Origin of the sequence: Mycobacterium sp. IS-1742 (genome assembly GCF_001500125.1) — a bacterium.
Classification (GTDB): Bacteria; Actinomycetota; Actinomycetes; order Mycobacteriales; family Mycobacteriaceae; genus Mycobacterium.
On sequence record NZ_LQIV01000005.1, the window covers coordinates 1 to 25,397 of the forward strand.

Annotated in this window: 21 protein-coding genes, 2 tRNA genes and 1 pseudogene; 11 read left to right on the forward strand and 13 right to left on the reverse strand. The window is 68.2% G+C overall.

Annotation, left to right across the window (positions count from 1 at the left end; genetic code table 11):
- Nucleotides 1–71 precede the first annotated feature (71 nt).
- The 4 genes from AU196_RS04330 to pknB are packed head-to-tail and all read left to right on the forward strand — an operon-like array spanning nucleotide 72 to nucleotide 6,155.
- A complete protein-coding gene (locus AU196_RS04330; protein WP_059093873.1) occupies nucleotides 72–1,484 on the forward strand; it encodes an FtsW/RodA/SpoVE family cell cycle protein in 1,413 nt (470 codons plus the stop codon).
- A complete protein-coding gene (gene pbpA / locus AU196_RS04335) occupies nucleotides 1,481–2,956 on the forward strand; it encodes a D,D-transpeptidase PbpA (RefSeq protein ID WP_059093874.1) in 1,476 nt (491 codons plus the stop codon). Before AU196_RS04330 ends, pbpA begins: the two co-directional genes overlap by 4 nt.
- Nucleotides 2,953–4,284 (forward strand): protein kinase domain-containing protein, encoded by a 1,332-nt coding sequence (locus AU196_RS04340; protein WP_059093875.1) that lies wholly within the window; start codon nucleotides 2,953–2,955, stop codon nucleotides 4,282–4,284. Before pbpA ends, AU196_RS04340 begins: the two co-directional genes overlap by 4 nt.
- The gene (gene pknB, locus AU196_RS04345; RefSeq protein WP_059093876.1) at nucleotides 4,281–6,155 is read left to right on the forward strand and encodes a Stk1 family PASTA domain-containing Ser/Thr kinase; all 1,875 of its coding nucleotides are present in this window, start codon (nucleotides 4,281–4,283) and stop codon (nucleotides 6,153–6,155) included. Before AU196_RS04340 ends, pknB begins: the two co-directional genes overlap by 4 nt.
- Here pknB and AU196_RS04350 read toward each other — a convergent pair.
- Together AU196_RS04350 and AU196_RS04355 are read right to left on the reverse strand one after the other, a co-directional pair.
- Nucleotides 6,133–6,807 carry an aminodeoxychorismate/anthranilate synthase component II gene (locus AU196_RS04350; protein ID WP_059093877.1) on the reverse strand — a complete coding sequence of 225 codons (675 nt, stop codon included), beginning with the start codon at nucleotides 6,805–6,807 and terminating at the stop codon, nucleotides 6,133–6,135. The genes pknB and AU196_RS04350 overlap by 23 nt on opposite strands.
- Nucleotides 6,808–6,829: 22 nt before the next feature.
- Complete coding sequence (locus AU196_RS04355) at nucleotides 6,830–7,666, reverse strand: DUF881 domain-containing protein (RefSeq protein ID WP_059093878.1); 837 nt, start codon at nucleotides 7,664–7,666, stop codon at nucleotides 6,830–6,832.
- A gap of 65 nt (nucleotides 7,667–7,731) precedes the next feature.
- Between AU196_RS04355 and crgA the strand changes: the two genes are divergently transcribed.
- A complete protein-coding gene (crgA, locus tag AU196_RS04360; protein ID WP_059093987.1) occupies nucleotides 7,732–8,016 on the forward strand; it encodes a cell division protein CrgA in 285 nt (94 codons plus the stop codon).
- A gap of 154 nt (nucleotides 8,017–8,170) precedes the next feature.
- On the forward strand, nucleotides 8,171–8,590 hold the full coding sequence (locus AU196_RS04365; protein WP_082695622.1) for a PH domain-containing protein: 420 nt from the start codon (nucleotides 8,171–8,173) through the stop codon (nucleotides 8,588–8,590).
- A gap of 13 nt (nucleotides 8,591–8,603) precedes the next feature.
- On the opposite strand, the gene AU196_RS04370 is transcribed toward AU196_RS04365, so the two are convergent.
- Complete coding sequence (locus tag AU196_RS04370; RefSeq protein WP_059093880.1) at nucleotides 8,604–9,131, reverse strand: peptidylprolyl isomerase; 528 nt, start codon at nucleotides 9,129–9,131, stop codon at nucleotides 8,604–8,606.
- A 114-nt stretch (nucleotides 9,132–9,245) separates the two neighbouring features.
- On the opposite strand from AU196_RS04370, the gene cwsA reads away from it, so the two are divergent.
- The gene (gene cwsA / locus AU196_RS04375) at nucleotides 9,246–9,659 is read left to right on the forward strand and encodes a cell wall synthesis protein CwsA (protein ID WP_059093881.1); all 414 of its coding nucleotides are present in this window, start codon (nucleotides 9,246–9,248) and stop codon (nucleotides 9,657–9,659) included.
- A gap of 26 nt (nucleotides 9,660–9,685) precedes the next feature.
- On the opposite strand, the gene AU196_RS04380 is transcribed toward cwsA, so the two are convergent.
- From AU196_RS04380 to dnaA, 10 genes and pseudogenes are all read right to left on the reverse strand, one after another.
- Nucleotides 9,686–9,758: transfer RNA gene (locus AU196_RS04380), tRNA-Ala, on the reverse strand.
- 127 nt (nucleotides 9,759–9,885) lie between these two features.
- Nucleotides 9,886–9,959 (reverse strand) — tRNA-Ile (locus AU196_RS04385).
- A gap of 57 nt (nucleotides 9,960–10,016) precedes the next feature.
- The gene (locus AU196_RS04390; protein ID WP_059093882.1) at nucleotides 10,017–10,877 is read right to left on the reverse strand and encodes a DUF3566 domain-containing protein; all 861 of its coding nucleotides are present in this window, start codon (nucleotides 10,875–10,877) and stop codon (nucleotides 10,017–10,019) included.
- A gap of 17 nt (nucleotides 10,878–10,894) precedes the next feature.
- On the reverse strand, nucleotides 10,895–14,668 hold the full coding sequence (gene gyrA, locus AU196_RS04395) for an intein-containing DNA gyrase subunit A (protein ID WP_059093883.1): 3,774 nt from the start codon (nucleotides 14,666–14,668) through the stop codon (nucleotides 10,895–10,897).
- A gap of 30 nt (nucleotides 14,669–14,698) precedes the next feature.
- Nucleotides 14,699–16,726, reverse strand: coding sequence for a DNA topoisomerase (ATP-hydrolyzing) subunit B (gene gyrB, locus AU196_RS04400; RefSeq protein WP_059093884.1), 2,028 nt, complete (start codon nucleotides 16,724–16,726; stop codon nucleotides 14,699–14,701).
- Nucleotides 16,727–16,946: 220 nt separating this feature from the next.
- Nucleotides 16,947–17,522: a DUF721 family protein gene (locus AU196_RS04405; protein ID WP_059093885.1), complete on the reverse strand. Its 576-nt coding sequence runs from the start codon at nucleotides 17,520–17,522 to the stop codon at nucleotides 16,947–16,949.
- Complete coding sequence (gene recF, locus AU196_RS04410) at nucleotides 17,519–18,670, reverse strand: DNA replication/repair protein RecF (RefSeq protein WP_059093988.1); 1,152 nt, start codon at nucleotides 18,668–18,670, stop codon at nucleotides 17,519–17,521. Before recF ends, AU196_RS04405 begins: the two co-directional genes overlap by 4 nt.
- Before the next feature lie 9 nt (nucleotides 18,671–18,679).
- Nucleotides 18,680–19,579, reverse strand: a pseudogene (gene gnd, locus AU196_RS04415) (phosphogluconate dehydrogenase (NAD(+)-dependent, decarboxylating)); the annotation flags it as partial.
- Between the two features lie 22 nt (nucleotides 19,580–19,601).
- Complete coding sequence (gene dnaN / locus AU196_RS04420) at nucleotides 19,602–20,798, reverse strand: DNA polymerase III subunit beta (protein ID WP_059093887.1); 1,197 nt, start codon at nucleotides 20,796–20,798, stop codon at nucleotides 19,602–19,604.
- A gap of 560 nt (nucleotides 20,799–21,358) precedes the next feature.
- The gene (gene dnaA, locus AU196_RS04425) at nucleotides 21,359–22,846 is read right to left on the reverse strand and encodes a chromosomal replication initiator protein DnaA (RefSeq protein WP_059093888.1); all 1,488 of its coding nucleotides are present in this window, start codon (nucleotides 22,844–22,846) and stop codon (nucleotides 21,359–21,361) included.
- Between the two features lie 556 nt (nucleotides 22,847–23,402).
- On the opposite strand from dnaA, the gene rpmH reads away from it, so the two are divergent.
- Genes rpmH through yidC form a run of 4 tightly spaced genes read left to right on the forward strand, consistent with a single transcriptional unit; the run spans nucleotide 23,403 to nucleotide 25,376 of the window.
- A complete protein-coding gene (gene rpmH, locus AU196_RS25015; protein WP_005142265.1) occupies nucleotides 23,403–23,546 on the forward strand; it encodes a 50S ribosomal protein L34 in 144 nt (47 codons plus the stop codon).
- Nucleotides 23,547–23,567: 21 nt separating this feature from the next.
- Nucleotides 23,568–23,924 carry a ribonuclease P protein component gene (gene rnpA / locus AU196_RS04430; protein WP_059093889.1) on the forward strand — a complete coding sequence of 119 codons (357 nt, stop codon included), beginning with the start codon at nucleotides 23,568–23,570 and terminating at the stop codon, nucleotides 23,922–23,924.
- Nucleotides 23,921–24,259, forward strand: coding sequence for a membrane protein insertion efficiency factor YidD (yidD, locus tag AU196_RS25020; protein WP_082695623.1), 339 nt, complete (start codon nucleotides 23,921–23,923; stop codon nucleotides 24,257–24,259). The genes rnpA and yidD overlap by 4 nt, the downstream gene beginning before the upstream one ends.
- A 43-nt stretch (nucleotides 24,260–24,302) precedes the next feature.
- On the forward strand, nucleotides 24,303–25,376 hold the full coding sequence (gene yidC, locus AU196_RS04435) for a membrane protein insertase YidC (protein ID WP_502687214.1): 1,074 nt from the start codon (nucleotides 24,303–24,305) through the stop codon (nucleotides 25,374–25,376).
- Nucleotides 25,377–25,397: the final 21 nt, after the last annotated feature.

Genomic DNA, 25,397 nt, shown 5'->3' on the forward strand with positions numbered 1-25,397 from the left:
CCCCCGTCGCCCACCGTGACTGCGTTGCCTCCCCCGCCACCACAACCGGGAACGACCTGCCGGGCGGCATCATGACCACCCAGCCGCAGTCGCCGGTGACGGTCACCCCGCCGCTGCCGAATCGGCGCAACGCCGAGCTGCTGCTGCTGGCCTTCGCCGCGGTCATCACCACCGTCGCGCTGCTGATGGTGGAGGCCAACCAGGAACAGGGCATCAGCTGGGATCTGGCGCAGTACACCGCCGGATACCTCGCGTTGTTCGCCGGCGCCCACCTCGCCGTGCGCCGCTACGCGCCCTACGCCGACCCGCTCCTGCTGCCGGTCGTCGCGCTGCTCAACGGGTTGGGTCTGGTGATGATCCACCGCCTCGACCTCGCCCAGGGCGAGCTGACCGGACGGGGCCTGGGCGGCACCGCGAACCAGCAGATGCTCTGGACCCTGGTTGGGGTCATCGGATTCGCCTGTGTCATCACGTTTCTCAGTGATCACCGGATGCTGGCCCGGTACGGCTACGTCTGCGGGCTCAGCGGCCTGATCCTGTTGGCCATCCCGGCGGTGCTCCCCGCGTCGATGTCGGAGCAGAACGGCGCCAAGATCTGGATCGAGTTGCCGGGCTTCTCGATTCAGCCGGCGGAGTTCTCCAAGATCCTGTTGCTGATCTTCTTCGCCGCCGTGCTGGTCGACAAACGCGAACTGTTCACCAGCGCGGGCAAGCACTTCCTCGGGATGACGCTGCCGCGGCCGCGCGATCTGGCGCCGCTGCTCGCGGCGTGGATCGCCTCCATCGGGGTGATGGTGTTCGAGAAGGACCTCGGCACCTCACTGCTGCTCTACACGTCGTTCCTGATCCTGCTCTATGTCGCTACCGACCGGGTCAGCTGGGTGGCGATCGGACTGAGCCTCTTCGCGGTGGGCTGCGTCGTGGCGTACTACCTCTTCGGCCACGTCCGCGTGCGGGTGCAGACGTGGCTGGACCCGTTCGCCGATCCGGAGGGCGCGGGATACCAACTCGTGCAGTCGATGTTCAGCTTCGCCACCGGCGGCGTCTTCGGCACCGGCCTGGGCAACGGCCAGCCGGGTACGGTGCCCGCGGCGTCGACGGATTTCATCATCGCCGCGATCGGCGAGGAACTCGGCCTGGTCGGGTTCTCCGCGGTGCTGATGCTGTACACGATCCTCGTCATCCGGGGCCTCCGCACCGCGATCGCCGTGCGCGACAGCTTCGGCAAGCTGCTCGCCGCCGGACTGGCGTCGACGCTGGCGATCCAGTTGTTCATCGTGGTCGGCGGCGTGACCCGGCTGATTCCGCTGACCGGGCTCACCACGCCGTGGCTGTCCTACGGCGGTTCCTCACTGCTGGCCAACTATCTGCTGCTGGCCATCCTGCTGCGCATCTCGCACGCCGCACGCAGGCCGATCAGCACCAAACCGCTGCCGCAGACACCGATCGCCGCCGCCAGCACCGAGGTGATCGACAAGGTATGAACACCTCACTGCGGCGCATCTCCGTCACGATCATGGTGCTGATCGTGTTGTTGCTCGGCAACGCCACCATCACCCAGGTCTTCACCGCCGACGGGCTGCGCACCGACCCCCGCAACCAGCGCGTGCTGCTCGACGAGTACTCCCGCCAGCGCGGCCAGATCACCGCGGGCGGTCAGCTGCTGGCGTATTCGGTCGCCACCCCGGGCCGGTTCCGGTTCCTGCGCGTGTATCCCAACGCGCCCGCCTACGCGCCCGTCACCGGCTTCTACTCGCTGACGTATTCGAGCACCGGCCTCGAACGGGCCGAGGACACGATCCTCAACGGGTCGGACGAGCGGCTCTTCGGCCGCCGGCTGGCCGACTTCTTCACCGGCCGGGATCCGCGCGGCGGCAACGTGGTCACCACGATCAACCCGCAGGTGCAGCAGGCCGCCTGGGAGGCGATGGAGCAGGGCTGCAACGGCCCGTGCAAGGGTTCGGTCGTCGCCCTGGAGCCGTCGACGGGCAAGATCCTGGCGATGGTGTCCGCACCGTCCTACGACCCGAACCTGCTGGCGACCCACGACGTCGAGGAGCAGACCGCGGCGTGGCAGCAGTTGCGGGACAACCCGGACAACCCGCTGCTGAACCGGGCGATCTCGGAGACCTACCCGCCCGGGTCGACGTTCAAGGTGATCACCACCGCGGCCGCCCTGGAGAACGGCGCGACCCCGGACACCCCGCTGACCGCCGCGCCACGCGTCCCGCTTCCCAACAGCTCGGTGACGCTGGAGAACTTCGGCGGCTCCGCCTGCGGCGGCGGGCCCACCGCGCCGCTGCGTGAAGCGTTCGCCCGGTCGTGCAACACCGCCTTCGTCGAGATGGGCATCGACAACGGGGCGGAGGCGTTGAAGAGGACCGCCGCGGCCTTCGGGCTCGACACCCCGGCCGCGCCGATCCCGCTGCAGGTGGCCGAATCCACGGTGGGTCCCATCGGCGACGCCGCCGCACTCGGCATGTCGAGCATCGGGCAGCGGGACGTGGCGTTGACACCGCTGCAGAACGCGATGGTCGCTGCCACCGTCGCGAACGAAGGGGTGACCATGCGGCCCTACCTGGTCGACAGCCTGCGGGGACCCGACCTGGCAAACCTCACGACGACCGATCCGGTCGAAGAGCGCCGGGCGGTGACACCCGAGGTCGCGGCTACACTGACTGATCTGATGGTCGGCGCCGAGCAGCAGACGCAGCAGAAGGGAGCCATCGCCGGCGTGCAGATCGCTTCGAAGACGGGCACGGCGGAACACGGGACTGATCCCCGCAACACTCCGCCCCATGCCTGGTATATCGCCTTCGCACCGGCGCAGGCCCCGAAGGTCGCCGTGGCCGTGCTGGTCGAGAACGGCGGCAACCGGCTCTCGGCCACCGGGGGACAGGTGGCCGCGCCGATCGGCCGGGCCACCATCGCCGCGGCATTGCGGGAGGGCTCATGAGCCCCCGCGTCGGCGTCACCCTCTCCGGCCGCTACCGGCTCCAGCGGCTGATCGCCACCGGCGGTATGGGTCAGGTCTGGGAAGCCGTGGACAGCCGCCTGGGCCGCCGCGTCGCCATCAAGGTCCTCAAGGCCGAGTACTCGACCGACCCCGAGTTCGTCGAACGGTTCCGCGCCGAGGCGCGCACCGTCGCGATGCTCAACCACCCCGGCATCGCCAGCGTCTACGACTACGGCGAGACCGACATGGACGGGGAGGGCCGCACCGCCTACCTGGTGATGGAACTCGTCAACGGGGAGCCGCTGAACTCGGTGCTCAAGCGCACCGGCCGGCTGTCCCTGCGGCACGCGCTGGACATGCTGGAACAGACCGGGCGCGCACTGCAGGTCGCGCACACCGCGGGTCTGGTGCACCGCGACGTCAAACCCGGCAACATCCTCATCACCCCGACCGGTCAGGTGAAGCTCACCGACTTCGGGATCGCCAAGGCCGTCGACGCGGCCCCGGTCACCCAGACCGGCATGGTGATGGGCACCGCGCAGTACATCGCGCCCGAACAGGCGCTGGGCCACGACGCGACCGCGGCCAGCGACGTCTACGCACTCGGCGTCGTCGGCTACGAATCCGTCTCCGGCAAGCGGCCTTTCACCGGTGACGGGGCGCTGACCGTGGCGATGAAACACATCAAGGAGACGCCGCCGCCGCTGCCCGCGGATCTGCCGCCCAACGTGCGCGAACTGATCGAGATCACGCTGGTGAAGAACCCCGGCATGCGGTACCGCTCCGGCGGCCCGTTCGCCGACGCCGTCGCGGCCGTGCGGTCCGGTCGCCGTCCACCGCGGCCGAACCAGGCGCCGACCCTCGGTCGTGCCACCCCCGCCGCCGTTCCGTCGGCCGCGCAGGCCCGCGCCGCCGCCGACCTCACCGGCCGCGCGCCGGTCACCGCCGCCAGGGCGCGGCCCACGGGCGCAATCCACCGGCCGCCCCCGCCGCGGCGCACGTTCTCGTCCGGGCAGCGCGCGCTGCTGTGGGCCGCCGGGGTGCTCGGTGCGCTCGCCATCGTCATCGCGATCCTGATCGTGCTCAACGCCCAGGACCGCAAGGACCGCGAGTTGCCGCCGCCGACGGTGACGAACACCATCACCGAGACCACGCCCTACCAGTCGCCCGCAGCCATGCCCGAATGGATGCCCGATTGGACCTCCCCGGCGGTCATCGGTCATGGTGGAGACACCTCCGGGGCGGTCCGCCCCGACGCGGCCGCCGCATCCACGCACCTCAGGGCGCTGCCCGCCCCAGCACAGACATGGCCCCGAACACAGACATGACCACCCCACAGCACCTGTCCGACCGCTACGAACTGGGGGAGATCCTCGGCTTCGGCGGGATGTCGGAAGTCCACCTCGCCCGTGACACGCGGCTGCACCGCGACGTCGCGATCAAGGTGCTGCGCGCCGACCTGGCCCGCGACCCGAGCTTCTATCTGCGGTTCCGGCGTGAGGCGCAGAACGCGGCGGCGCTGAACCACCCCGCGATCGTCGCGGTCTACGACACCGGGGAGGCCGAGACGCCGACCGGGCCGCTGCCGTACATCGTGATGGAGTACGTCGACGGCGTCACGCTTCGCGACATCGTGCACTCCGAGGGGCCGATGCCCATGAAGCGGGCGCTGGAGGTCATCGCCGACGCCTGCCAGGCGCTGAACTTCAGCCACCAGCACGGCACCATCCACCGCGACGTCAAACCCGCCAACATCATGATCAGCAAGACCGGCGCGGTGAAGGTGATGGATTTCGGCATCGCCAAGGCGCTCGCCGACGCGAACAGCGTCACCCAGACCGCCGCGGTGATCGGCACCGCCCAGTACCTGTCGCCCGAGCAGGCCCGCGGCGAGAAGGTCGACGCCCGCTCCGACGTCTACTCGCTGGGCTGTGTGCTCTACGAGTTGCTCACCGGCGAACCGCCGTTCGTCGGTGACTCCCCGGTCGCAGTCGCCTATCAGCACGTTCGCGAGGATCCGGTGCCGCCGTCACAGCGCCATGCGGGCATCTCGCGCGATCTCGACGCCGTGGTGCTCAAGGCGCTCGCGAAGAACCCCGACAACCGCTACCAGACCGCCGCCGAGCTGCGGGCCGATCTGGTGCGGGTGCACAGCGGCGAGCCGCCCGAGGCGCCGAAGGTGTTCACCGACGCTGAGCGGACGTCCATGCTCGCCGCGGCGCCGCATCCCGACCGCACCGAACCCATCACGCACATGCCGCGTCCGGAGCCGCGGCTGGTGGAGCGCAACCGCGGGGGCTCGATCGGGCGTTGGCTCGCCGCGGTCGCCGTCCTGGCGGTGCTGACCGTCGTGGTCGCGGTGGCCATCAACACCTACGGCGGGGAGACCCGCGCGGTCCAGGTGCCCGATGTGCGCGGCGAGGTGTCCGCCGACGCGATCGCGCAGCTGCAGAACGCCGGCTTCGCGGTGCGCACCCAGAACGAGCCGAACTCCGAGGTGGCGCCCGACCACGTGATCAACACCTCGCCGGAGGCGAACACCGAAGTCGACGCCGGCGAAGAGATCACCATCAACGTCTCCACCGGGCCGGAACAGCGCGAGGTGCCCGACGTGAAGTCGCTGACCTACGCCGAGGCGGTCCGCAAACTCACCGACGCCGGATTCGGACGCTTCCGCCAGCAGGCCTCGCCGTCGACCCCAGAACTCAAGGACCGGGTGATGGCCACCAACCCGCCGGCCAACCAGACGTCGGCGATCACGAACGAGATCACGATCATCATCGGCTCGGGCCCCCAGAGCCGGTCTGTTCCCGAGGTCGTCGGGCAGACGGTCGACACCGCGCGGCAGATCCTCACCGCGTCGGGTTTCAGCAACTCGGTGCCCGCCGAGGTCGACAGCACCGAACCGGCCGGCCAGGTCCTCGGCACCAGCCCGGCGGCCGGCGAGAACGTCCCGGTGGACACCCTGATCCAGCTTCAGGTCTCCCGCGGCAACCAGTTCGTGATGCCCGACCTCACGGGTCAGTTCTGGACCGATGCCGAACCGCGGCTGCGCGCGCTGGGGTGGACGGGTGTGCTCGACAAGGGCGGTGACGTGCCGAACAGCGGTCAGCGCACCAACGCGGTGGTCCGTCAGACCCCGCCGCCGGGCGCGGGCGTCAACTTCGACAGCAGGATCACGCTGAACTTCGCGTCGTAGCCGACGCGACCGTGGTGGCGACCTCGTCCTCGAGGCGGCGGACCAGTGCCTCGTCCGGGGCGCTGCCGCAGTAGCCGAGCCAGTTGGCCAGCATCCGGTGGCCGCCTTCGGTGAGGATCGACTCGGGGTGGAACTGCACACCGTGGATGGGCAATTCGGTGTGGCGCACACCCATGATCACGCCGCCCGGGGTGCGGGCGGTGACCTCGAGTTCGTCGGGCATCGTCTCGGGGAGGATCGTCAGCGAGTGGTACCGCGTGGCGGTGAACGGGTCCGGCAGTCCCTTCAGCACACCCGTGTTCGTGTGGTGCACGACGCTGGTCTTACCGTGCAGCAACTCCGGCGCACGGTCGACGGTGCCGCCGAACGCCACGCCGATCGCCTGGTGGCCCAGGCACACACCGAGCAGGGGAGTGCCCGCCGCCGCGCACGCGTGGACCAGCGAGATCGAGGCCCCGGCGCGCTCGGGCGTGCCCGGGCCGGGACTCAGCAACACCCCGTCGAAGTCCTCGGCGGCCCGGGCGATGTCGGCGTCGGTGCCCAGGCGGCTGTCGTCGTTGCGCCAGACGGTCACGTCCACCCCGAGCTGCCCGAGGTACTGGACGAGGTTGAACACGAAGCTGTCGTAATTGTCGACGACCAAGAACTGCATCCGGCCAGGTTACCTCCGGGGTTCAGTACCCGACGGGTCCGATCGGCTGCGCGAATTTCATCCGCACCGGTTCGGTGTGCCCGACCAGTTCGACCTCGGCGCGAGGCTCCTCGGTGTAGCCGAGGCCGAACCGCACCACGTACTGCTTGTACAGCGCCACCAGCGGCGACGCCGACAGCGCGGCCCGCATGGCGTCGGCGTCGCCGATCGCGGTGATGACGTAGGGCGGGCTGTACGTGCGCCCGTTGAGCAGCAGCGTGTTGCCGACGCAGCGGGGTGCGGACGTGGCGATGATCCGTTGGTCCTGCATCTGGACGCCCTCGGCCCCCGCACTCCACAGCGCGTTGAGGACGGCCTGGATGTCCTGTTGGTGGACCACCAGGTCGTCGGGGGAGGCGTCCCTGGGAAAACGCCCCTCGGCGTCGCGCTGGGCGTCGTTGAGGGTGACGGTCAGGCCGGGCCCCTTCACCGGGTTCAGCCCCGCGTCGGCGGCCAGGGCCGCCGACCGGTTCGTGATCGCGGTCAGCGCCGACTCGGTCCCCGGGCTTCCGCCGTGGTGTCCGTCGACCTCCGCCGACAGGCCGTCGCGTTCGGCGCCGAGCCGGTCGACGGACTGCTGCGCCTCGCGGACGAGGTCGACGAGCCGTGGCGCGTCGCTGCGGCGGATCTCGTCGCCGCCGGACACCCCGTGGGTGGCGGCCAGCAACAGGCCCGCGGCCAGACACACCATCGGCACCCCGAAGCGCCAGCCGGAGGGTCGGCCGGGGCGGGTACGCGCCGGGGCGGCGGGGGCCGCCGACTCCGTGGGCGGCGTTCCCCGGTCCGGTCCTGCGTTAGGCTCAGGGGGCATCTGCACCATCGTCGCATCTCGGAGCCGGTCAGCGCACCGGTGGAACTGCGACGCCGACAGCCACGAAGGTGACCATGCCCAAGTCGAAGGTCCGCAAGAAGAACGACTTCACCATCAACCCGGTGAGCCGGACTCCGGTGAAGGTGAAGGCCGGCCCGTCGAGCGTGTGGTTCGTCGCGCTGTTCGTGGGCCTGATGCTCATCGGGCTGATCTGGCTGCTGGTCTTCCAGCTCGCCGCCACCAATCCGGTCGACGCCCCGGGCATGCTGCAGTGGATGGCCGACCTCGGCCCGTGGAATTACGCGATCGCGTTTGCCTTCATGATCACGGGTCTGTTGCTCACGATGCGCTGGCGCTGACCCGCAGAACGGCGAAATGAATTCATTTCGCGCCCGGTCGGCCGGTAACACAGCAACGATGGGCCCGCGCAATCACATCCGTGTAGTTCATCCCCATTGGGGATAGCACTTGTGGATAACCCCATCGGCAACGGTAAAAGGGTGTGCAGAACGCATGCAGCAAACTGAGTGGAGCCCCCCTGCGGCGGGAATCGCAGGTTGCGGCCTCGTGGGTGTGTTGATGGCTACCGCGGCTGTGACTGTTGTCACAGACCCCCCGGGCAGGATTCTCACCGGGATTGCCGCAGTGGGATTGATCACGTTTGCAATCTTGTCGTGGCGGGCACGACCGAAGCTGGCAATCACACCCGAGGGCGTGGCGGTGCGCGGCTGGTGGCGCACCAGCGTGTTCGGGCGCGCCGACATCGAACTCGTGCGGATCACCGAGTTCCGGCGCCTGGCCCGCACGATGCGGCTCCTGGAGATCGACACAGCCGACGACCGGCTGCACGTGTTCACGCGGTGGGACCTGGGAACCGACCCACTCGACGTGCTCGACGCCCTCACCGCGGCCGGCTACACCGGCCCGCGGTGACGGGCGCGGTCGGTCAGCTGATGGTGACCGATTCGATGACCACCGGATCGGTCGGGCGGTCGTTGCGGTCGGTCGCGGTCGTGGCGATCGCGTCGACCACCTTCTGCGACTCGGCGTCGACGACCTCACCGAAGATGGTGTGGCGGCGGTTGAGGTGCGGGGTCTTGCCCACGGTGATGAAGAACTGCGAACCGTTCGTGCCCGGTCCGGCATTGGCCATCGCCAGCAGGTAGGGCTTGTCGAACTGCAACTCGGGGTGGAACTCGTCGGCGAACTGGTAGCCCGGCCCACCACGGCCGGTGCCGGTCGGGTCGCCGCCCTGGATCATGAACCCGTCGATGACCCGGTGGAACACCGCGCCGTCGTAGAACGGGCCCGACGTGCTGCCGGAGGCGTTCTCGCCCTTGTAGTCCTTCGTGCCCTGCGCCAAGCCGACGAAGTTCGACACCGTCTTGGGTGCGTGGTTTCCGAACAGGGCGATCTTGATGTCGCCACGATTGGTGTGCAGGGTCGCCGTCGCGGTCTGAATGGGGCTCGTCACGGGATGTCAGTGTGCCATCCGCCGATTGGGCGTCGACACCGCACCCTGTGGTGGCAGGCTGTACCCACCCGTTCCTTGCCACCGACCGGTCCCATCGCCGTGAAAGAGGTCCCGATGAGCGTGAAGCCACTGACTCCGCGGCAGCGGTTGGCCCAGGGCCTGCGGTACACCGCGGTCGGACCCGTCGACGTGACCCGGGGCGTGCTGGGGATGGGCGCGGATTCCGCGCAGGCCACCGCGGCGGAACTACGCCGGCGCTACCGCAACGGCCAGCTGCGCCGGGAACTCGCCGCCGCCCAGAGCACCCTCGTCGCCGAGCTCGCGGCCGTCCAGGAGGCGGTGAGCGGTCTTCCCGAGGCCCTCACGGGCGCACGCGCGCGCACCCGGCGCCGCAAGCGCCTGCTGGCGCTCGGGATCGGCGCCGGGGTACTGGCGGTGGGCGCGGTGACGTTCTCGATCCTGCGCCGCTCGATGAAGCCGGAGCCGTCGCCGCTGCCGCCGAGCGTGGAGGTGACGCCCAAACCCTGACCGGGTCGGGCGGAACGAAACAAGTGTGGAGCCTAGGAGATTCGAACTCCTGACATCTGCCTTGCAAAGGCAGCGCTCTACCAACTGAGCTAAGGCCCCTCGCGGGTCAGGCTGGCCGTTCGTCGAGCGCGTGCCACACCTCGGGGCCGTGCCGTGACCGCCACACCAAGACCGACACCGCCACCGCGGCGAGCACCAGGACGAATCGCACGGTGCCCCCTTCCAGTGGGCCTAGGAGGACTCGAACCTCCGACCTCTTCGTTATCAGCGAAGCGCTCTAACCGCCTGAGCTATAGGCCCGTGGTCACTACGGACGAGCAGCGAGATTACCGTAACCGCGCCGCTGTCCCCAAATCCCTAGTCGCGGTCGGCCAGGGTCACCTCGACGCCGCCGACGAGGTCGGTGGTGAGGTTGTAGATGAACGCCCCGGCGGTGGCCATCGCGGTGAGGACCACGATGTTCACGAGGCCGATGAGCGCGGCACCGCCGAAGATGGTCCCGCTCGACACCAGCTCGCCGCCACCGGACCCGCTCGTGCTGGTCAGCAGGTCGCCGACGTTGCTGTTGAGCTTGTCCCACACGCCCATCCCGCCGAGCACGAGGTACAGGAACGCGACGGCGATCATCCACACGAAGAACAGCGCGACCGACAGCACGAGCGAGACCTTCAGCGCGCTCCACGGATCGACGCGACGGATCTGCATGCTGGCACGCACCGGGCCGCGGGCGGGCCGCTGACCCACCTGCGTGCGGGCGGCGGGCCGGGCCGGCGGTTCGGCCGCGGGCCGATCACCGGCCGGCTTGCGCTGCGGTGGCCGCGGCACCGGGCCGGAGAGGTCCGGGAGCTCGCTGGCGTACGCCTCGGGACGGGGGGTGTCCGTGCGTTCGGAGGTCCGGACCGGGGCGGCGGGCGCCTGCGTCTCCTCGGTCGGTGCGGACCCGCTCACCGGGAACCGACTCGTGTTGCGGGCCTCGGCGCCGGGAGCGTGGGTGGCCGACGCGCTGCGGCCGGGCTTCGGCCGGGCCGGCCCACCCTGCGGCGGGCGGCTGGGGCGGCCGCGCTGCCAGGGCGGGACGTCCCCGCCTTCGGTCCCGACCCGACCGGCCGGACCGGCCGGCGAACCGTTGTCGCGGCCCGCGCCCGGCGTGGGGGAGCCGTTCCCGCTCCCGGGCCCGTCGCCCCCGCGCGGGAATCCCGGCTCGTTCGGTGCACTCACCTACGGCTCCTCACTGATCAGACCGCATCCGGGTCGGTGTTGACCTCGTCGGTGCTGTCGCCCGCCTCGGCGTTGCGCGCGATGGCAATCAGTGTGTCGCCCTCACCCAGGTTCATCAACCGAACGCCCTTCGTCTGCCGCCCGGCCTTGCGGACCTGGCGGGCCGCCGTCCGGATGACACCGCCACCCGAGGTGATCGCGTACAACTCCGTATCGTCATCGACGATCAACGCCCCGACCAGATTGCCACGTCGGCGGTCGTACTGGATCGTCAGGATGCCCTTTCCGCCACGGCCCTGCGCGGTGTACTCCTCGATCGAGGTGCGCTTGGCGTAGCCGCCGCTGGTCGCGACCAGCAGATAGGTGTCCGGTCGCACCACGTTGAGGGACAGCAGTTCGTCGTCGGCGTTGAACCGCATGCCCTGCACACCGGAGGTGGCGCGGCCCATCGGCCGCAGCGCCTCGTCGGTGGCGGAGAACCGGATCGACTGCCCCTTGGCCGACACCAGCAGCAGGTCGTCCTCGGAGGAGGACAGGACCGCGCCGACCAGCTCGTCGCCGTCGCGCAGGTTCACCGCGACGATGCCGCCGGAGCGGTTGGAGTCGAAGTCGGTCAGGCGGGACTTCTTCACCAGCCCGTTGCGGGTGGCCAGCACGAGGTAGGGCGCGTCCTCGTAGCCCTTGATCTGGATGACCTGCGCGATGCGCTCATTCGGCTGGAAGGCCAGCAGGTTCGCGACATGCTGGCCGCGGGCCGTGCGGGACGCCTCGGGCAACTCGTAGGCCTTCGCCCGGTAGACCCGGCCCTGTGTGGTGAAGAACAGGATCCAGTCGTGGGTGGAGCAGACGAAGAAGTGGTTGACGATGTCGTCCTGCTTGAGCCCGGCGCCCTGGACACCCTTGCCGCCGCGTTTCTGGCTGCGGTACAGATCGGTCTTCGTCCGTTTGGCGTATCCGGTCTCGGTGATCGTGACGACGACGTCCTCGCGGGCGATCAGATCCTCGTCGCTGACCTCACCGTCGGCGGGCATGATGCGGGTCCGTCGGTCGTCGCCGTACTTGTCGGCGATCTCCTTGAGCTCGTCACGCACGATGGCGCGCTGGCGTTCCGGCTTGGCGAGGATGTCCTCGAGGTCGGCGATCTCGGCTTCGATCTTGGCCAGGTCGTCGACGATGCGCTGACGCTCCAGGGCGGCCAGCCGCCGCAGCTGCATGTCGAGGATCGCCTGGGCCTGGATGTCGTCGATGTCGAGCAGTTCGATCAGGCCGGCCCGCGCGATGTCGACGGTCTGCGACGCCCTGATCAAGGCGATGACCTCGTCGAGCGCGTCGAGCGCCTTGACCAGACCACGCAGGATGTGGGCCCGCTCGTTGGCCTTGCGCAGCCGGTATCGGGTGCGCCGCACGATCACGTCGAGCTGATGGTCGACGTAGTAGCGGATCAGCTGGTCGAGCCGCAGCGTGCGGGGCACCCCGTCGACGATCGACAGCATGTTGGCCCCGAAGCTGGTCTGCAGCTGGGTGTGCTTGTAGAGGTTGTTCAGCACCACCTTGGCCACGGCGTCACGCTTGAGCTCGACGACGATGCGCAGACCGACGCGGTCACTGGACTGGTCCTCGATGTTGGAGATGCCGGCGAGCTTGCCGTCGCGGACCTGTTCGGCGATCGAGGTGATGAAGTTGTCGTGGTTGACCTGGTAGGGCAACTCGGTGATGACGATGCCGGTACGCCCGCGGCTGTCCTCCTCGATCTCGACGACGCCGCGCATCTTCACCGACCCGCGGCCGGTCTTGTAGGTGTCCTCGATGCCCTGGCTGCCCACGATCAGTCCGTAGGTGGGGAAGTCCGGACCCTTGACCCGTTCCATCACCGCGGCGAGGGTGGTCTCCTCGTCGGCCTCGAAGTTCTCCAGGCACCAGTAGACGGCCTCGGCCAGCTCGCGCAGGTTGTGCGGCGGGATGTTGGTCGCCATACCGACCGCGATACCGCCGGAACCGTTGGCCAGCAGGTTCGGGAACCGGCTCGGCAGAACCGTCGGCTCCTGCACCCGGCCGTCGTAGTTCGGTATGAAATCGACTGTCTCCTCGTCGATTTCGCGCAGCATCTCCATCGCGAGCGGGGTCAGCCGCGCTTCGGTGTTGTGGCTGACGAACCCGTTGGTAATGAAGGCGTGGTCTGCGGTGTCGACCCGCAGGCTGTAGACCGGTTGAACGCCGGCATCGGTCACCGAGGCCACTGTGGCGTAATAGAACCGGCCGTCGGTCAGCTCCGTGGCGATGGCCCGTACGTCGCGATCCTCGATGTGGCTGAGCATTTCAGCACCGTCGCGTTGCCACCGCGAGATGCGATCGACGTTGTGCTTGCGCAACCATTCCTTGTCGGCCCACCGGCCGCCGCCGTGCTCGCGGATGAGGCGCGCCAGGCCGGGCACGAAGTCCCGATCGAGACCCGCAGCGTCGCTTGGAAGTGCCGCCAGGATTTCGAGCAGCTTCGACTGCTTCGCCCCGCCGAAGCCGATCTGACGGGCGAAGACTTCCGCCTGGGCGCGGTTGGTGAGCACCACCTGGTATTCGCCAACGGCGTGGCAGTAGCGCCGGGACACGATGCCGAACTCCAGCAGCATCTGCTGGACGTCAGCGGCCAAGCGCTCGCTCTGAGTTGAGTACGACACCTGAACGGTGTTGCGCGGCAGGCTCGAGCACGAGCCATCACCTTCGAACAGTGCCTGCAGGAAGACCCGCTTGACGGCGGCAGGTGACTGCCAGATCCAGTCCGGCACGAACTTGTCGGCAGATCGCTGACCCACTGCGACTCCCAACCTCGAAGCGCGCAGGGCATCGAGATTGTGGATGTCCAGTTGGTGCAGCAGAGATCCGGACGCGATCGTCCGACTGGAGACGTACCGGCGACCACCGACGACCGCGTCATAGGCAGCGACAACCATGTTGAAGAAGTCGCGATCGAGATTGTTGAATACTGCGCGATTGTCCGAGATAAAACCTTCGCTGATGAAGGCTCCTGCAAGCAAGGCCTCGAGTGTCTCCTGCCAGTTGGCCGGACCAAACTCCATAGGCGGGGTCCGTTGGAGCACCACGGTGTCGCCGGGTCGAATCTCCTCGACCAGCTTCCACAGGAGAGTCGGAACGCCGCCGACATCCACCAGGCAGAGCAGCGGATGGTTCTCGGTGCCGGTGACCGTGTACCCCTCCGTAGTGGTCACCGTGAATGTCTGTTGTTCACCGGAGTGGAACAGCCGGTCAGCAGCCACGGGATCGCCGTGGCGGTCGACGACCTTGAGGTCGATGACATTGTCAGTGTTCGGCTTCGCGCCCGGGACGACATCATTGATGCGCACCGACTGCCCCAGCGGCAACCGAACCAATGCATCGCCGGTGACGCAGTACCTCATCGCCGCCGGCGGATCGTTGCCCGGCGAGCCGAAGTTGCCCTGCCCGTCGACCAGCGGATAGCGCAGCGACCACGGCTGCGCCATGCGCACCAGGGTGTCGTAGATCGACGCGTCGCCGTGCGGATGGTAATTGCCCATCGTCTCGGCAACGGAGCGTGCCGATTTCGCGTGGCCGCGGTCCGGTCGGAAACCGGAGTCGAACATCGCGTAGAGGACCCGGCGGTGCACCGGCTTGAGGCCGTCCCGCACCTCGGGCAGCGCACGACCGACGATGACGCTCATCGCGTAGTCGATGTAGCTGCGCTGCATCTCCTGCTGGATGTCGACCGGTTCGATCCGGTCTCCGGTTTCGTCGCCGGGAGGCAACGTGGTATCAGTCATCGAGGATCCCTAGATAGCGGTCGGATGTCTCTACACGTCAAGGAAGCGAACGTCTTTGGCGTTCCGGGTGATGAAGCTTCGGCGCGCCTCGACGTCCTCGCCCATCAGGATCGAGAACAGTTCGTCGGCGGCCGCGGCATCGTCGAGCGTGATCTGGCGCAGCACCCGCACCGACGGGTCCATCGTGGTCTCCCACAGTTCCTTGGCGTCCATCTCGCCCAGACCCTTGTAGCGCTGGATGCCGTCCTCGGCGTTGATGCGCTTACCCGCGGCGCGCCCGGTTTCGAGCAGACCGTCGCGTTCCCGGTCGGAGTACGCGAATTCCGGTGCGCTGCGCTGCCATTTGAGTTTGTAGAGCGGCGGCTGGGCCAGGAACACGTGGCCGTTCTCGATCAGCGGCTTCATGAACCGGAACAGCAGTGTCAGCAGCAGCGTCGAGATGTGCTGGCCGTCGACGTCGGCGTCGGCCATCAGCACGATCTTGTGGTACCGCAGCTTGGTGATGTCGAACTCGTCGTGGATACCGGTCCCCAGCGCGGTGATGATGGCCTGGACTTCGGTGTTCTTGAGCACCCGGTCGATCCGGGCCTTCTCGACGTTGATGATCTTGCCGCGCAACGGGAGGATGGCCTGGAACATCGAGTCGCGCCCGCTCTTGGCCGAGCCACCCGCCGAATCGCCCTCCACCACATACAGTTCCGACTTGCGCGGATCGGTCGAACGGCAGTCGGCGAGCTTGCCCGGCAGACCGCCGATGTCGGTGGCGCTCTTGCGCCGCACCAGTTCCCGCGCCTTACGTGCGGCCAGGCGCGCCTGCGCCGACGAGACCGCCTTGTTCACCACGGTTTTCGCCTCGGCGGGGTTGGCCTCGAACCAGTGGCTGAGCTGCTCGTTGCAGATTTTTTGCACGAACGACTTCACCTCGGTGTTGCCGAGCTTGGTCTTGGTCTGACCCTCGAACTGCGGCTGGGACACCTTGACCGAGATGACCGCGGCCAGGCCCTCGCGGATGTCGTCACCGGTGAGGTTCGGATCCTTGTCCTTGAGCAGCTTCTTGTCCTTGGCGTACTTGTTCACCACCGACGTCAGCGCCGTGCGGAAACCCTCTTCGTGCGTGCCGCCCTCGTGGGTGTTGATCGTGTTGGCGAAGGTGTGCACCGACTCGGAGTAGCCGGCGTTCCACTGCATCGCGATCTCGACCTCGTGACCTTCGCCCTTGCCGTCGAAGTCGATGACGCTGGGCTGGATCGGGGTCTTCGTGCGGTTGATGTGCTTGACGAAGTCGACCAGACCGCCGGGGTAGTGGAACACCCGGTGCTTGACCTTGTGCGGTTTGGCCGCCTCGGCCGATTTCTCCTCGGCGCTCTTGGGCGCCTCGGCGTGGTCGCTGACGACGTCGTCGACGACCTCCTCGGGGGTGACGCGCTCATCGGTCAACTCGATGGTCAGTCCCTTGTTGAGGAACGCCATCTCCTGCAGCCGGCGGGCGATCGTCTCGAAGTCGTAGTTCGTGGTCTCGAAGATGTTCGGATCGGCCCAGAAACGGATCGTGGTGCCCGTGGCCTTCGTCTTCTCGCCCTGCTTGAGGGTGCCCGGCACGGACCGGTCGTAGGTCTGGAACCACTCGTAGCCGTCGCGGCGGATATCCGCCTCGAGCCGGGTGGACAGCGCGTTGACCACCGACACACCGACACCGTGCAGACCGCCGGACACCTGGTAGGCGCCTTCTTCGAACTTGCCGCCCGCGTGCAGCACCGTCATCACGACGTCGACGGTCGGCACACCCGTGGCATGCATGGCGACCGGGATGCCGCGGCCGTCGTCGGTGACCTGCACACCCCCGTCCTCGAGGATGCGGACGTCGACCTTGGAGGCGTACCCGGCCATCGCCTCGTCGACCGCGTTGTCGACGACCTCCCAGATGAGGTGGTGCAGGCCGCGCTCTCCGGTGGAACCGATGTACATGCCCGGGCGCTTGCGGACCGCTTCCAGACCTTCGAGCACCTTGATCGCATCGGCACCGTACTCGCTGGGAGCGTTCTTCTTCTGGGCAGCCACGTTGGACGCGTCTCCTCGGGGTTCGCGGGCGAACGGTCGACGGACCGCCGCGTAGTTCCTGTCCAGTCTACCGGGAGATACCGTCAGGACCGACGCTGCGGCGGCGTTTTCACCTATCTGTCCGCGCCGTGCGCGGAATTTCTCGAACTTCGGTGCGTCCAGACGCTCGAGAACACGCCTCGAGAACCCCAGGCGGCTCTCAGCGCACAGTTGTGACCGCTCATCCGTACGTGTCACGGGGTCCGCGGCCCGCGATGTGATAACGGCCCTTACGCCACGACGGCGCCGTCGGCCCGGTGATCTTCAGCGAGGTGACCACCCCGTCACCGACCGCCGCCGCGATCTTCGCCAGCAGCTGTGACTGCACCATCCGCAGCTGGGTCGCCCAGGCGGTCGACTCGGCGGCGACCGTCAGCACGCCCTCGCGCAGGGAACTCGGTGTGGCGTGTTCGGCGATCTGCTCGCCGACCACGGTCGACCACTGTCCGAACACCGCACCTTCGGCGACCCGCGGTGACCATCCGCGGGTGCGCGCCAGGTCACGGGTCGCGGCGCCGAGGGTCTGGGGATCCCGGGAGTCCGGGCCGGGACCCGACCAGGTGCGGCGGCGACCCGTCCCGGCCACCCGGCGAGTGGGGGAGGTCCGACCGCGGCCCACATCTTTACCCTGGCTGCGCGCCGCGCCCCTGGCTTCCTCGAGAGTCCGGCGCACGAGGTCCATGCCCTTGAGCTCCGACAGGTGCGCCGGGGGGCCTGCCCCGTCGTCGCCCCGGTCCCGGTCGCCGTCCTCGTTCATCCGTCCACCATCGACACGCGCCCATCGTCGTCGTCCTGCATCCGGATCATGATCCGACGCGCATCCCAGTCGGCGGGGATGTCCTCGGCCACCGCCGCGGTGACCAGCACCTGTTCGGCGGACGCGGCGACCTCGGCCAGCGCGCGCCGCCGTGCGGCGTCGAGTTCGGCGAACACGTCGTCGAGCAGGAGCACCGGATCGCTGCCGTCGGTCCGCAGCAGTTCGTAGGCGGCCAACCGCATCGACAACGCCATCGACCACGATTCCCCGTGGCTGGCATAGCCTTTCGCCAACTGATCGCCGAGGCGCAGTTCGAGGTCGTCGCGGTGGGGTCCGACCAGGCAGACGCCGCGTTCCAGTTCGGCGTCCCGCCGGCGGGCCATCGCATCGAGCAGGGCGGCCTCGTAGTACTCCGCGCTGACGTCGGCGTCCACGTCGTCGGCGTCGACGCTGGTGCGGTACCGGATCGCCGCGGGCCGCGATCCGGGGGCCAGGAGCTGGTAGGCCTTCTCGACTTCCGGCGCGAGGTGATGCACGAGGTCGGCGCGCGCGGCCATCAGCAACGCGCCGTGCGCGGCGAGATGCCCGTCCCAGACGTCAAGGGTGTCGAGCACGCTGCGGTCCCCGCGGTACCGGGCTGCCGCGGCGCTCTTGAGCAGTGCGGTGCGCTGGCGGATGACCCGGTCGTAATCGGCGCGCACCCCGGCGATGGCCGGACGGCGGGTGGTCGCCAGTTCGTCGAGATAGCGGCGCCGTTCACCCGGATCCCCGCGGACCAGCGCCAGATCCTCGGGCGCGAACAGCACCGCCCGCAGCACCCCCAGCACTTCGCGGGGGCTGCGTACCGGAGAACGATTGAGCCGCGCCTTATTGGCCCGGCCGGTGGTGATCTCGAGGTCGACCGCCAACTCGCGACCCTCGTTCACGACGATGGTCGACACCACTGCGCGCGGTGCGCCGGCCCGGATCAGCGGGGCGTCCGACGCCACCCGATGCGACCCCAGGGTAGCCGAATACCACAGCGCCTCAACAAGATTGGTCTTGCCGAAACCGTTGGGTCCCACGAAGACGGTGCGGCCGGACTCCAGTTCCAGGTCGGCTCGCGCCCAGGACCGGAAATCGGTCAGCGTCAGGTGTCGGACGAACAACTCACGCACCTAACCCGACTTGCTGATCCTCTGCACCGCATGCCCACCGAACTGGTTGCGCAGCGCCGAGACCGCCTTCATGGTGGGGGAGTCCTCCTGGCGGGACTCGAAGCGCGCGAACAACGACGCGGCGATGGCCGGCACCGGCACACGGAGCCGGATCGCTTCCTCGACCGTCCACCGGCCTTCGCCCGAATCCTCGGTGTAGCCGGAGATCTCGGCCAGCCCGGGGTCTTCGCGGAGCGCCTTGGCGAGCAGCTGCTGCAGCCACGACCGCACCACGGTGCCGTTGGTCCAGGCCTGGTACACCGCCTGCGGATCGCGGATCAGCTCCTCGGCGGCCAGCATCTCGTAACCCTCGCCGTAGGCGGTCATCAGCGCGTACTCCACGCCGTTGTGCACCATCTTGGCGAAGTGGCCCGCGCCGACGGGACCCGCGTGGACGAAGCCGTCCGCCCGGTCGCCGGGGGGACGCAGGGTGTCGAAGATCGGCATCACCCGTTCGATGTCGGCGTCGTCGCCGCCGACCATGAGGCCGTACCCCTCCGCCAGACCCCAGACACCGCCGGACACACCTGCGTCGACGAAGCCGATTCCCTTGTCCTTCAACAACTCCGCGTGCGGGGCGTCCTCGGTGAAGCGGGAGTTGCCGCCGTCGATCACCAGGTCGCCCTCGGCCAGGACGTCGGCCAGGGAGACGATCGTGTCGTGTGTGACCGGACCGGAGGGCACCATCACCCACACCACCCTGGGGGCAGGCAGTGCCTCGGCGAGGGCGGCGAGCGACGGAACGTCGGTCACCTCCGGCCGCGGGTCGTAACCGACCACCTCGTGACCGCCCTCGCGTAGGCGTTCACGCATGTTGAAGCCCATCTTGCCGAGCCCCACCAGACCCAGTTGCATGTCCGCCCCTCTACGTTGCGTCGGCCGGTCAGCCGGGAAGCCGTACCGGCATCAACAGATACACGTAATCGGTCTGCAGTGCCGGGAACGGGCCCGCGCCGCCGCCGGTGTCCTCGTCGCCCGCCGGACGCAGGACCGCGGGGCGGCTGGGCGTCGTGAAGCCGAACGTCACGCGTTCGGAATGCAGCGATCCGAGCCCGTCGGTGAGGTAGGTCGGGTTGAAGGCGATGGTCAACGGCTCACCGGAGAAGGCGACCGCCAGATCCTCCTCGGCGCGGCCGACGTCGTCGGCGCCCGCGGACAGCCGCAGCACGTCGTCGGCGAATTCCATCCGGACCTGGGCCCCGCGGTCGGCCACCAGCGCGACGCGTTTGATCGCCTCGGTCAGTTCGGCGACGCCGATGGTGGCGACCGCCGTGTGCTCGCTGGGCAGCAGCTGCCGGAATTTCGGGAATTCGGCGTCGAGCAGGCGGGTGGTGCTGCGCTTGCCCTCGCTGCGGATACCGAGCAGGCCCTCTTTGCCGACGGCGGACCCGGCGCCGAGCGCGAGGTGCACCTCGGTGCCGTCGGTGCCGGCCTTGGCCGCCTCCGCGAGCGTCTTGGCCGGGACCAGCACCGCGGCCTCGACGTCGGGGGAGCTCGTCGACCAGGTCAGCTCGCGCACCGCCAGCCGGAACCGGTCGGTGGCCGCCAAAACGACGCTCTCACCGGTGATCTCGACACGGATACCGGTGAGCATGGGCAGGGTGTCGTCGCGGCCGGCGGCGACCGCCACCTGGCCGATGGCCTCGGCGAACAGGTCGGCGCCGATCACGCCGGTCTCATCGGGCAGCGTCGGCAGGGCCGGGTAGTCCTCGACCGCCATGGTGGGCAGCGAGAACCGGGCGCTTCCGCAGGTCAGCGAGACGCGGGTGCCCTCGACGCTGACGTCGACGGGTTTGGCCGGCAGTGCCCTGGTGATGTCGGACAACAACCGCCCCGACACGAGAACGCTTCCCGGAGAAGCGATTTCGGCTGCGACGCGGACCTCGGCCGAGACCTCGTAGTCGAATCCCGAGATCGTCAGCCCGTCGTCGTCGCCGGTGAGCAGCACACCGGCCAGGACGGGGACGGTCGGACGGGTCGGCAGATTGCGGGCCACCCAGGCCACTGCATCGGCGAAGTCCTCGCGCACCAGGCGGAACTTCAGATCGGTGTGACCCGCCGTCGTCGGCACCACGTCCATAGCGTCCCTTCGCATAACAACCACAATGAGCTCTACCAGCGGTTTCACCGGCGTCTCGGAACGCGTCGCCCTGATGCGTCTCGACGACCGTAACGGCTGTCGATGAACCACCGTAGAGCTTTCCACCCGAACTTGAAAGCTAATCGATCGGGCTGACATCGGGCGCACCGGAGGCGACGATCCGGTGTGTCCCCAGAGCCTTTGTTCTTAGAAGAGAACTAGAGAGATATACAAGCAACAGTATTAGGGCCTGTGGAGATTGGGGATGAACGCCGTTCGTCGCAGCCTGTCAGGCGTGTCGGGCTGTGCGGTGGCTGTGGAGGAAGTCCCGCGCCGGCCGCGGCGGCTGTGTACGGCGAGCGCGTTGTGTAACAAGGTCGAGGTTCTGCGAGGTTCGGCCACCAGGTTGTCCCCAGTCTGTCCACAGGCGCGATGAGTGACGGATGTGACAGCCGATACCCAAATTTTTTCGGCGTGGATGCGGACGAACCGGTTTCGACACGTGACAGAAGGCCGCCGGATGGACCCCGGCGGCCGGAAATCGAGAAAAACTAGGGCGCTCAGCGCTTGGCGCGCTGGCGGATCCGCGTGGTGAGTTCCTTGACGTGATCGAACACCTCGCGGCGTTCGGCCATCTCGCCCCGGATCTTCTTCTCCGCGTACATCACTGTGGTGTGGTCGCGGCCGAACGCCTGGCCGATCTTCGGCAGCGACAGATCCGTCAGCTCGCGGCACAGGTACATCGCGATCTGGCGGGACTGCGCCAGCGCGCGGGTCTTACCGGGGCCGCGGAGCTCTTCGACCGTGGTCTCGAAATACTCCGCGGTGGCCGCCATGATCGCGGCGGTCGAGATCTGCATGGTGCTGGCGTCGGAGATGAGATCCCGCAGCACGATCTCGGCGAGCGACTTGTCGATCGGCGTCTTGTTCAGCGACGCGAACGCGGTGACGCGGATCAGCGCCCCCTCGAGTTCGCGGATGTTGCGTTCGATGCTGCTGGCGATCAGTTCGAGGACGTCGTCGGGGACGTCCAGCCGGTCCATCTGGGCCTTCTTGCGCAGAATCGCGATACGCGTCTCGAGTTCGGGCGGCTGCACATCGGTGATCAGGCCCCATTCGAAACGCGTCCGGAGCCGATCCTCCAGCGTCGCCAGCTGTTTGGGCGGGCGGTCGGACGAGATGACGATCTGCTTGTTCGCGTTGTGCAGCGTGTTGAAGGTGTGGAAGAACTCCTCCTGGATGCCTTCCTTGCCCTCGATGAACTGGATGTCATCGACCAGCAGGACGTCGATGTCGCGGTAACTGCGCTTGAACGACGCCTTCCGGTCGTCGCGCAGCGAGTTGATGAAGTCGTTGGTGAATTCCTCGGTGGAGACGTACTTCACGCGCATACCGGGGAAGAGGCGTTGGGCGTAGTTGCCCGCGGCGTGCAGCAGATGCGTCTTGCCCAGGCCGGACTCACCCCAGATGAACAACGGGTTGTACGCCCGGGCCGGTGCCTCGGCGATGGCCAGCGTCGCCGCATGGGCGAACCGGTTCGAGGCGCCGATGACGAAGGTGTCGAACGTGTAGCGCCGGTTGAGGCTGACCGCATCCGGATCCTCGGCGGCCGGCGTCTCCGGCGGGCGGCTGAAGTACCGCGGCCAGGTCTCTTCCGCGCTGACCCGCGCCTCGGTGTCCTCGTCGACCTCGTCGGCGTCGGACATGACCGGGGCCGGCGGCGGATCGTCGTCGGTCGGGGAGGGGGTGGCGATGCGGACGCCGAGTTCGACGCGCTGGCCGAGATGACGGCTCAGTGCGGTGATGATGGGTTCGCGCAGGTGACGTTCGATCTCGTTCTGGACGAACGGCGTGGGGACCGACAGCAGGGCGAACCCCTCGGTGATCACCAGGGGTTTGACCAGTTTGAGCCAGGCTCGTTGCTGAGGGGTCAGGGTCGGCAGCGCGCCGTCACCGTTGCGCGGTCCGGTGGCCGCGGGGTCGCCGTTCAGTTCGGCGACGACGGTGTTCCAGACGGCGACGAAAGGTGGGTCGGGGTCAGCTGTCAACGACTGCTACCCCCTTGCGGTCCGTCCAGAGACGACCAATCGAACGAAGACACAAAGCTGTCCACAAAGTTATCCACAACCTGTGGAGTAACGGGCAGGCGTCGTTCGTTCTGTTGTCTACCGGTTTGGACGCCACCGGGACGGGGCTCGGCACAGCGGATGGTGCGGCTGTGGGCTCGCGGCCGGTGGATCGTCCTCGTTTCGTTGTCGGCGGCCGTTTCGGGTGCGAAACGGCATTGCCAGAAGCTAACAGTTTTCTCTCGTAGTGCCAACCGTTCGACAACATTGGGGGACTTCATCTTTCTGTCCGCCGGACGACGGTGAACAATGTGACGAATGTCAACGGTTCGGCGCCTCGAGGGCGAGGTTTGACCCGGGGAAATCTCGTCAGTACCCTCGAACAGTCGCCCGCACGTGGCGATACGGCTGCGATCCGTACGCGGAGACCGCGCCGGCAAGCCAGCAAGACGCACGAGCTTAACAACGGCGACCGCGTCCACCCGCGAGTGACATGCGGAGGGAATGCGGGTGCCACACGTAACGAGGAGAGATTGCCGTGGCCAAGGGCAAGCGGACGTTCCAGCCCAACAACCGCCGTCGCGCGCGGGTGCACGGGTTCCGGCTGCGGATGCGCACCCGTGCCGGGCGGGCCATCGTGACGGGCCGTCGTCGTAAGGGCCGCCGTTCTCTGACTGCGTGAGTCGACGCAGGATCTCACGCGGTGCTTCCGGCTCGGTACCGGATGACCCGGTCGACGGAGTTCAGTACCACGGTCAGTAAAGGGGTGCGCTCGGCGCAACCCGATCTCGTGCTGCACATGGCGAACGTCACCGACGATCCGAGCGGTCCCCGGGTGGGTCTGGTCGTGGCGAAGTCGGTGGGTAACGCCGTAGTGCGCCACCGGGTCTCCCGTCGGCTCCGACACAGCGTTCATCCCATGCTCGGGGAGTTGCAGCCCGGACACCGGCTGGTGATCCGCGCGCTCCCGGGCGCCGGCACGGCCACGTCGCAACGGCTCCGCCAGGAACTGTCCGCGGCCCTGCGCCGAGCCCGGCCGCGCGTCGAGGCGTCGGCGTGAATGCACCACGACGAGTTCGCATCTCGGCCGCTTCGCTCCCGCTGAAGGTCGTCGTGTACGTCATCCAGCTCTACCGCCACATGATTTCTCCGCTTCGTTACCCGTCATGCCGCTTCACGCCGACCTGTAGTCAGTACGCCGTGGAGGCGCTGACCGAATACGGGTTGGTGCGCGGTGGCTGGCTGTCGCTCGTGCGGCTGGCCAAGTGCGGTCCGTGGCATCCAGGAGGATGGGACCCGATCCCCGAACGCCCGGACGCGGCGAGCGCGCCGCCCCGAGACCGAAGCGGTGCAGACTTCACCGCCGACCCCGTCAGGAGCAAGTCGCGTGTTTAACTGGTTCAGCCTCGACATCATCTATTACCCGGTGTCGGCGATCATGTGGGTCTGGTACAAGGCGTTCGCCTTCCTGCTGGGCCCCGAGAACTTCTTCGCCTGGGCGCTGTCGGTGATGTTCCTGGTCTTCACCCTGCGCGCGATCCTCTACAAGCCGTTCGTCCGGCAGATTCGCACCACACGACAGATGCAGGAACTGCAGCCGCAGATCAAGGCGCTGCAGAAGAAGTACGGCAAGGACCGCCAGCGGATGGCGCTGGAGATGCAGAAGCTGCAGAAGGAGCACGGGTTCAACCCGATCCTCGGCTGTCTGCCGATGCTCGCGCAGATCCCGGTGTTCCTCGGCCTCTACCACGTGCTGATGTCGTTCAACCGGACACAGACCGGTATCGGCCGGCTGGGCCTGTCGGTGGAGGAGAACCGCAGCCTGCCGAACTACGTGTTCAGCTCGACCGACGTCGCACACTTCCTGGACGCCAACCTGTTCGGGGCGCCTCTCGGCGCGACGATGATCCAGCAGCACGGCCTCGAGGCGTTCACCGAGTTCGACCGCTTGGCCGTGGTGATCGTCGGTGTGCCGATCATGCTGCTGGCGGGCATCGCCACGCACTTCAACAGCCGCGCCTCGGTCGCCCGTCAGACACCGGAAGCGGCGGCGAACCCGCAGACCGCGTTGATGAACAAGCTTGCGCTGTACGTCTTCCCGCTCGGTGTGGTGGTGGGCGGACCGTTCCTGCCGCTCGCGGTGATCATGTACTGGCTCGCCAACAACATCTGGACCTACGGCCAGCAGCACTACGTGTTCGGCAAGATCGAGAAGGAAGAAGAGGCGAAGAAGGCCGAGGCGCTCGAACGCCGTGCCGCGAACGCCCCCGCGCCCGGCGCCAAGCCCAAGCGCGCACGGAAGGCGCAGGAGGCGGCCGAGGCCGGCGAGGACGTCGTCGACGGTTCCGGGACCGGTGTCGACGGCGCCGACGGCGCTGTGGGCGGGCCCGTGGCGAAGGCCGGCGGGCCGGCCGCGAAGGCGAGTGGGAACGGTGCCGCGAAGGCGAGTGGCGGCCAGGGCGCGAGCCGAGCGCCGAAGCCGGGAGCCCGGCCGAAGAAACGCAAGCGTTGACCAGTCCGGGACTGGCGGGAG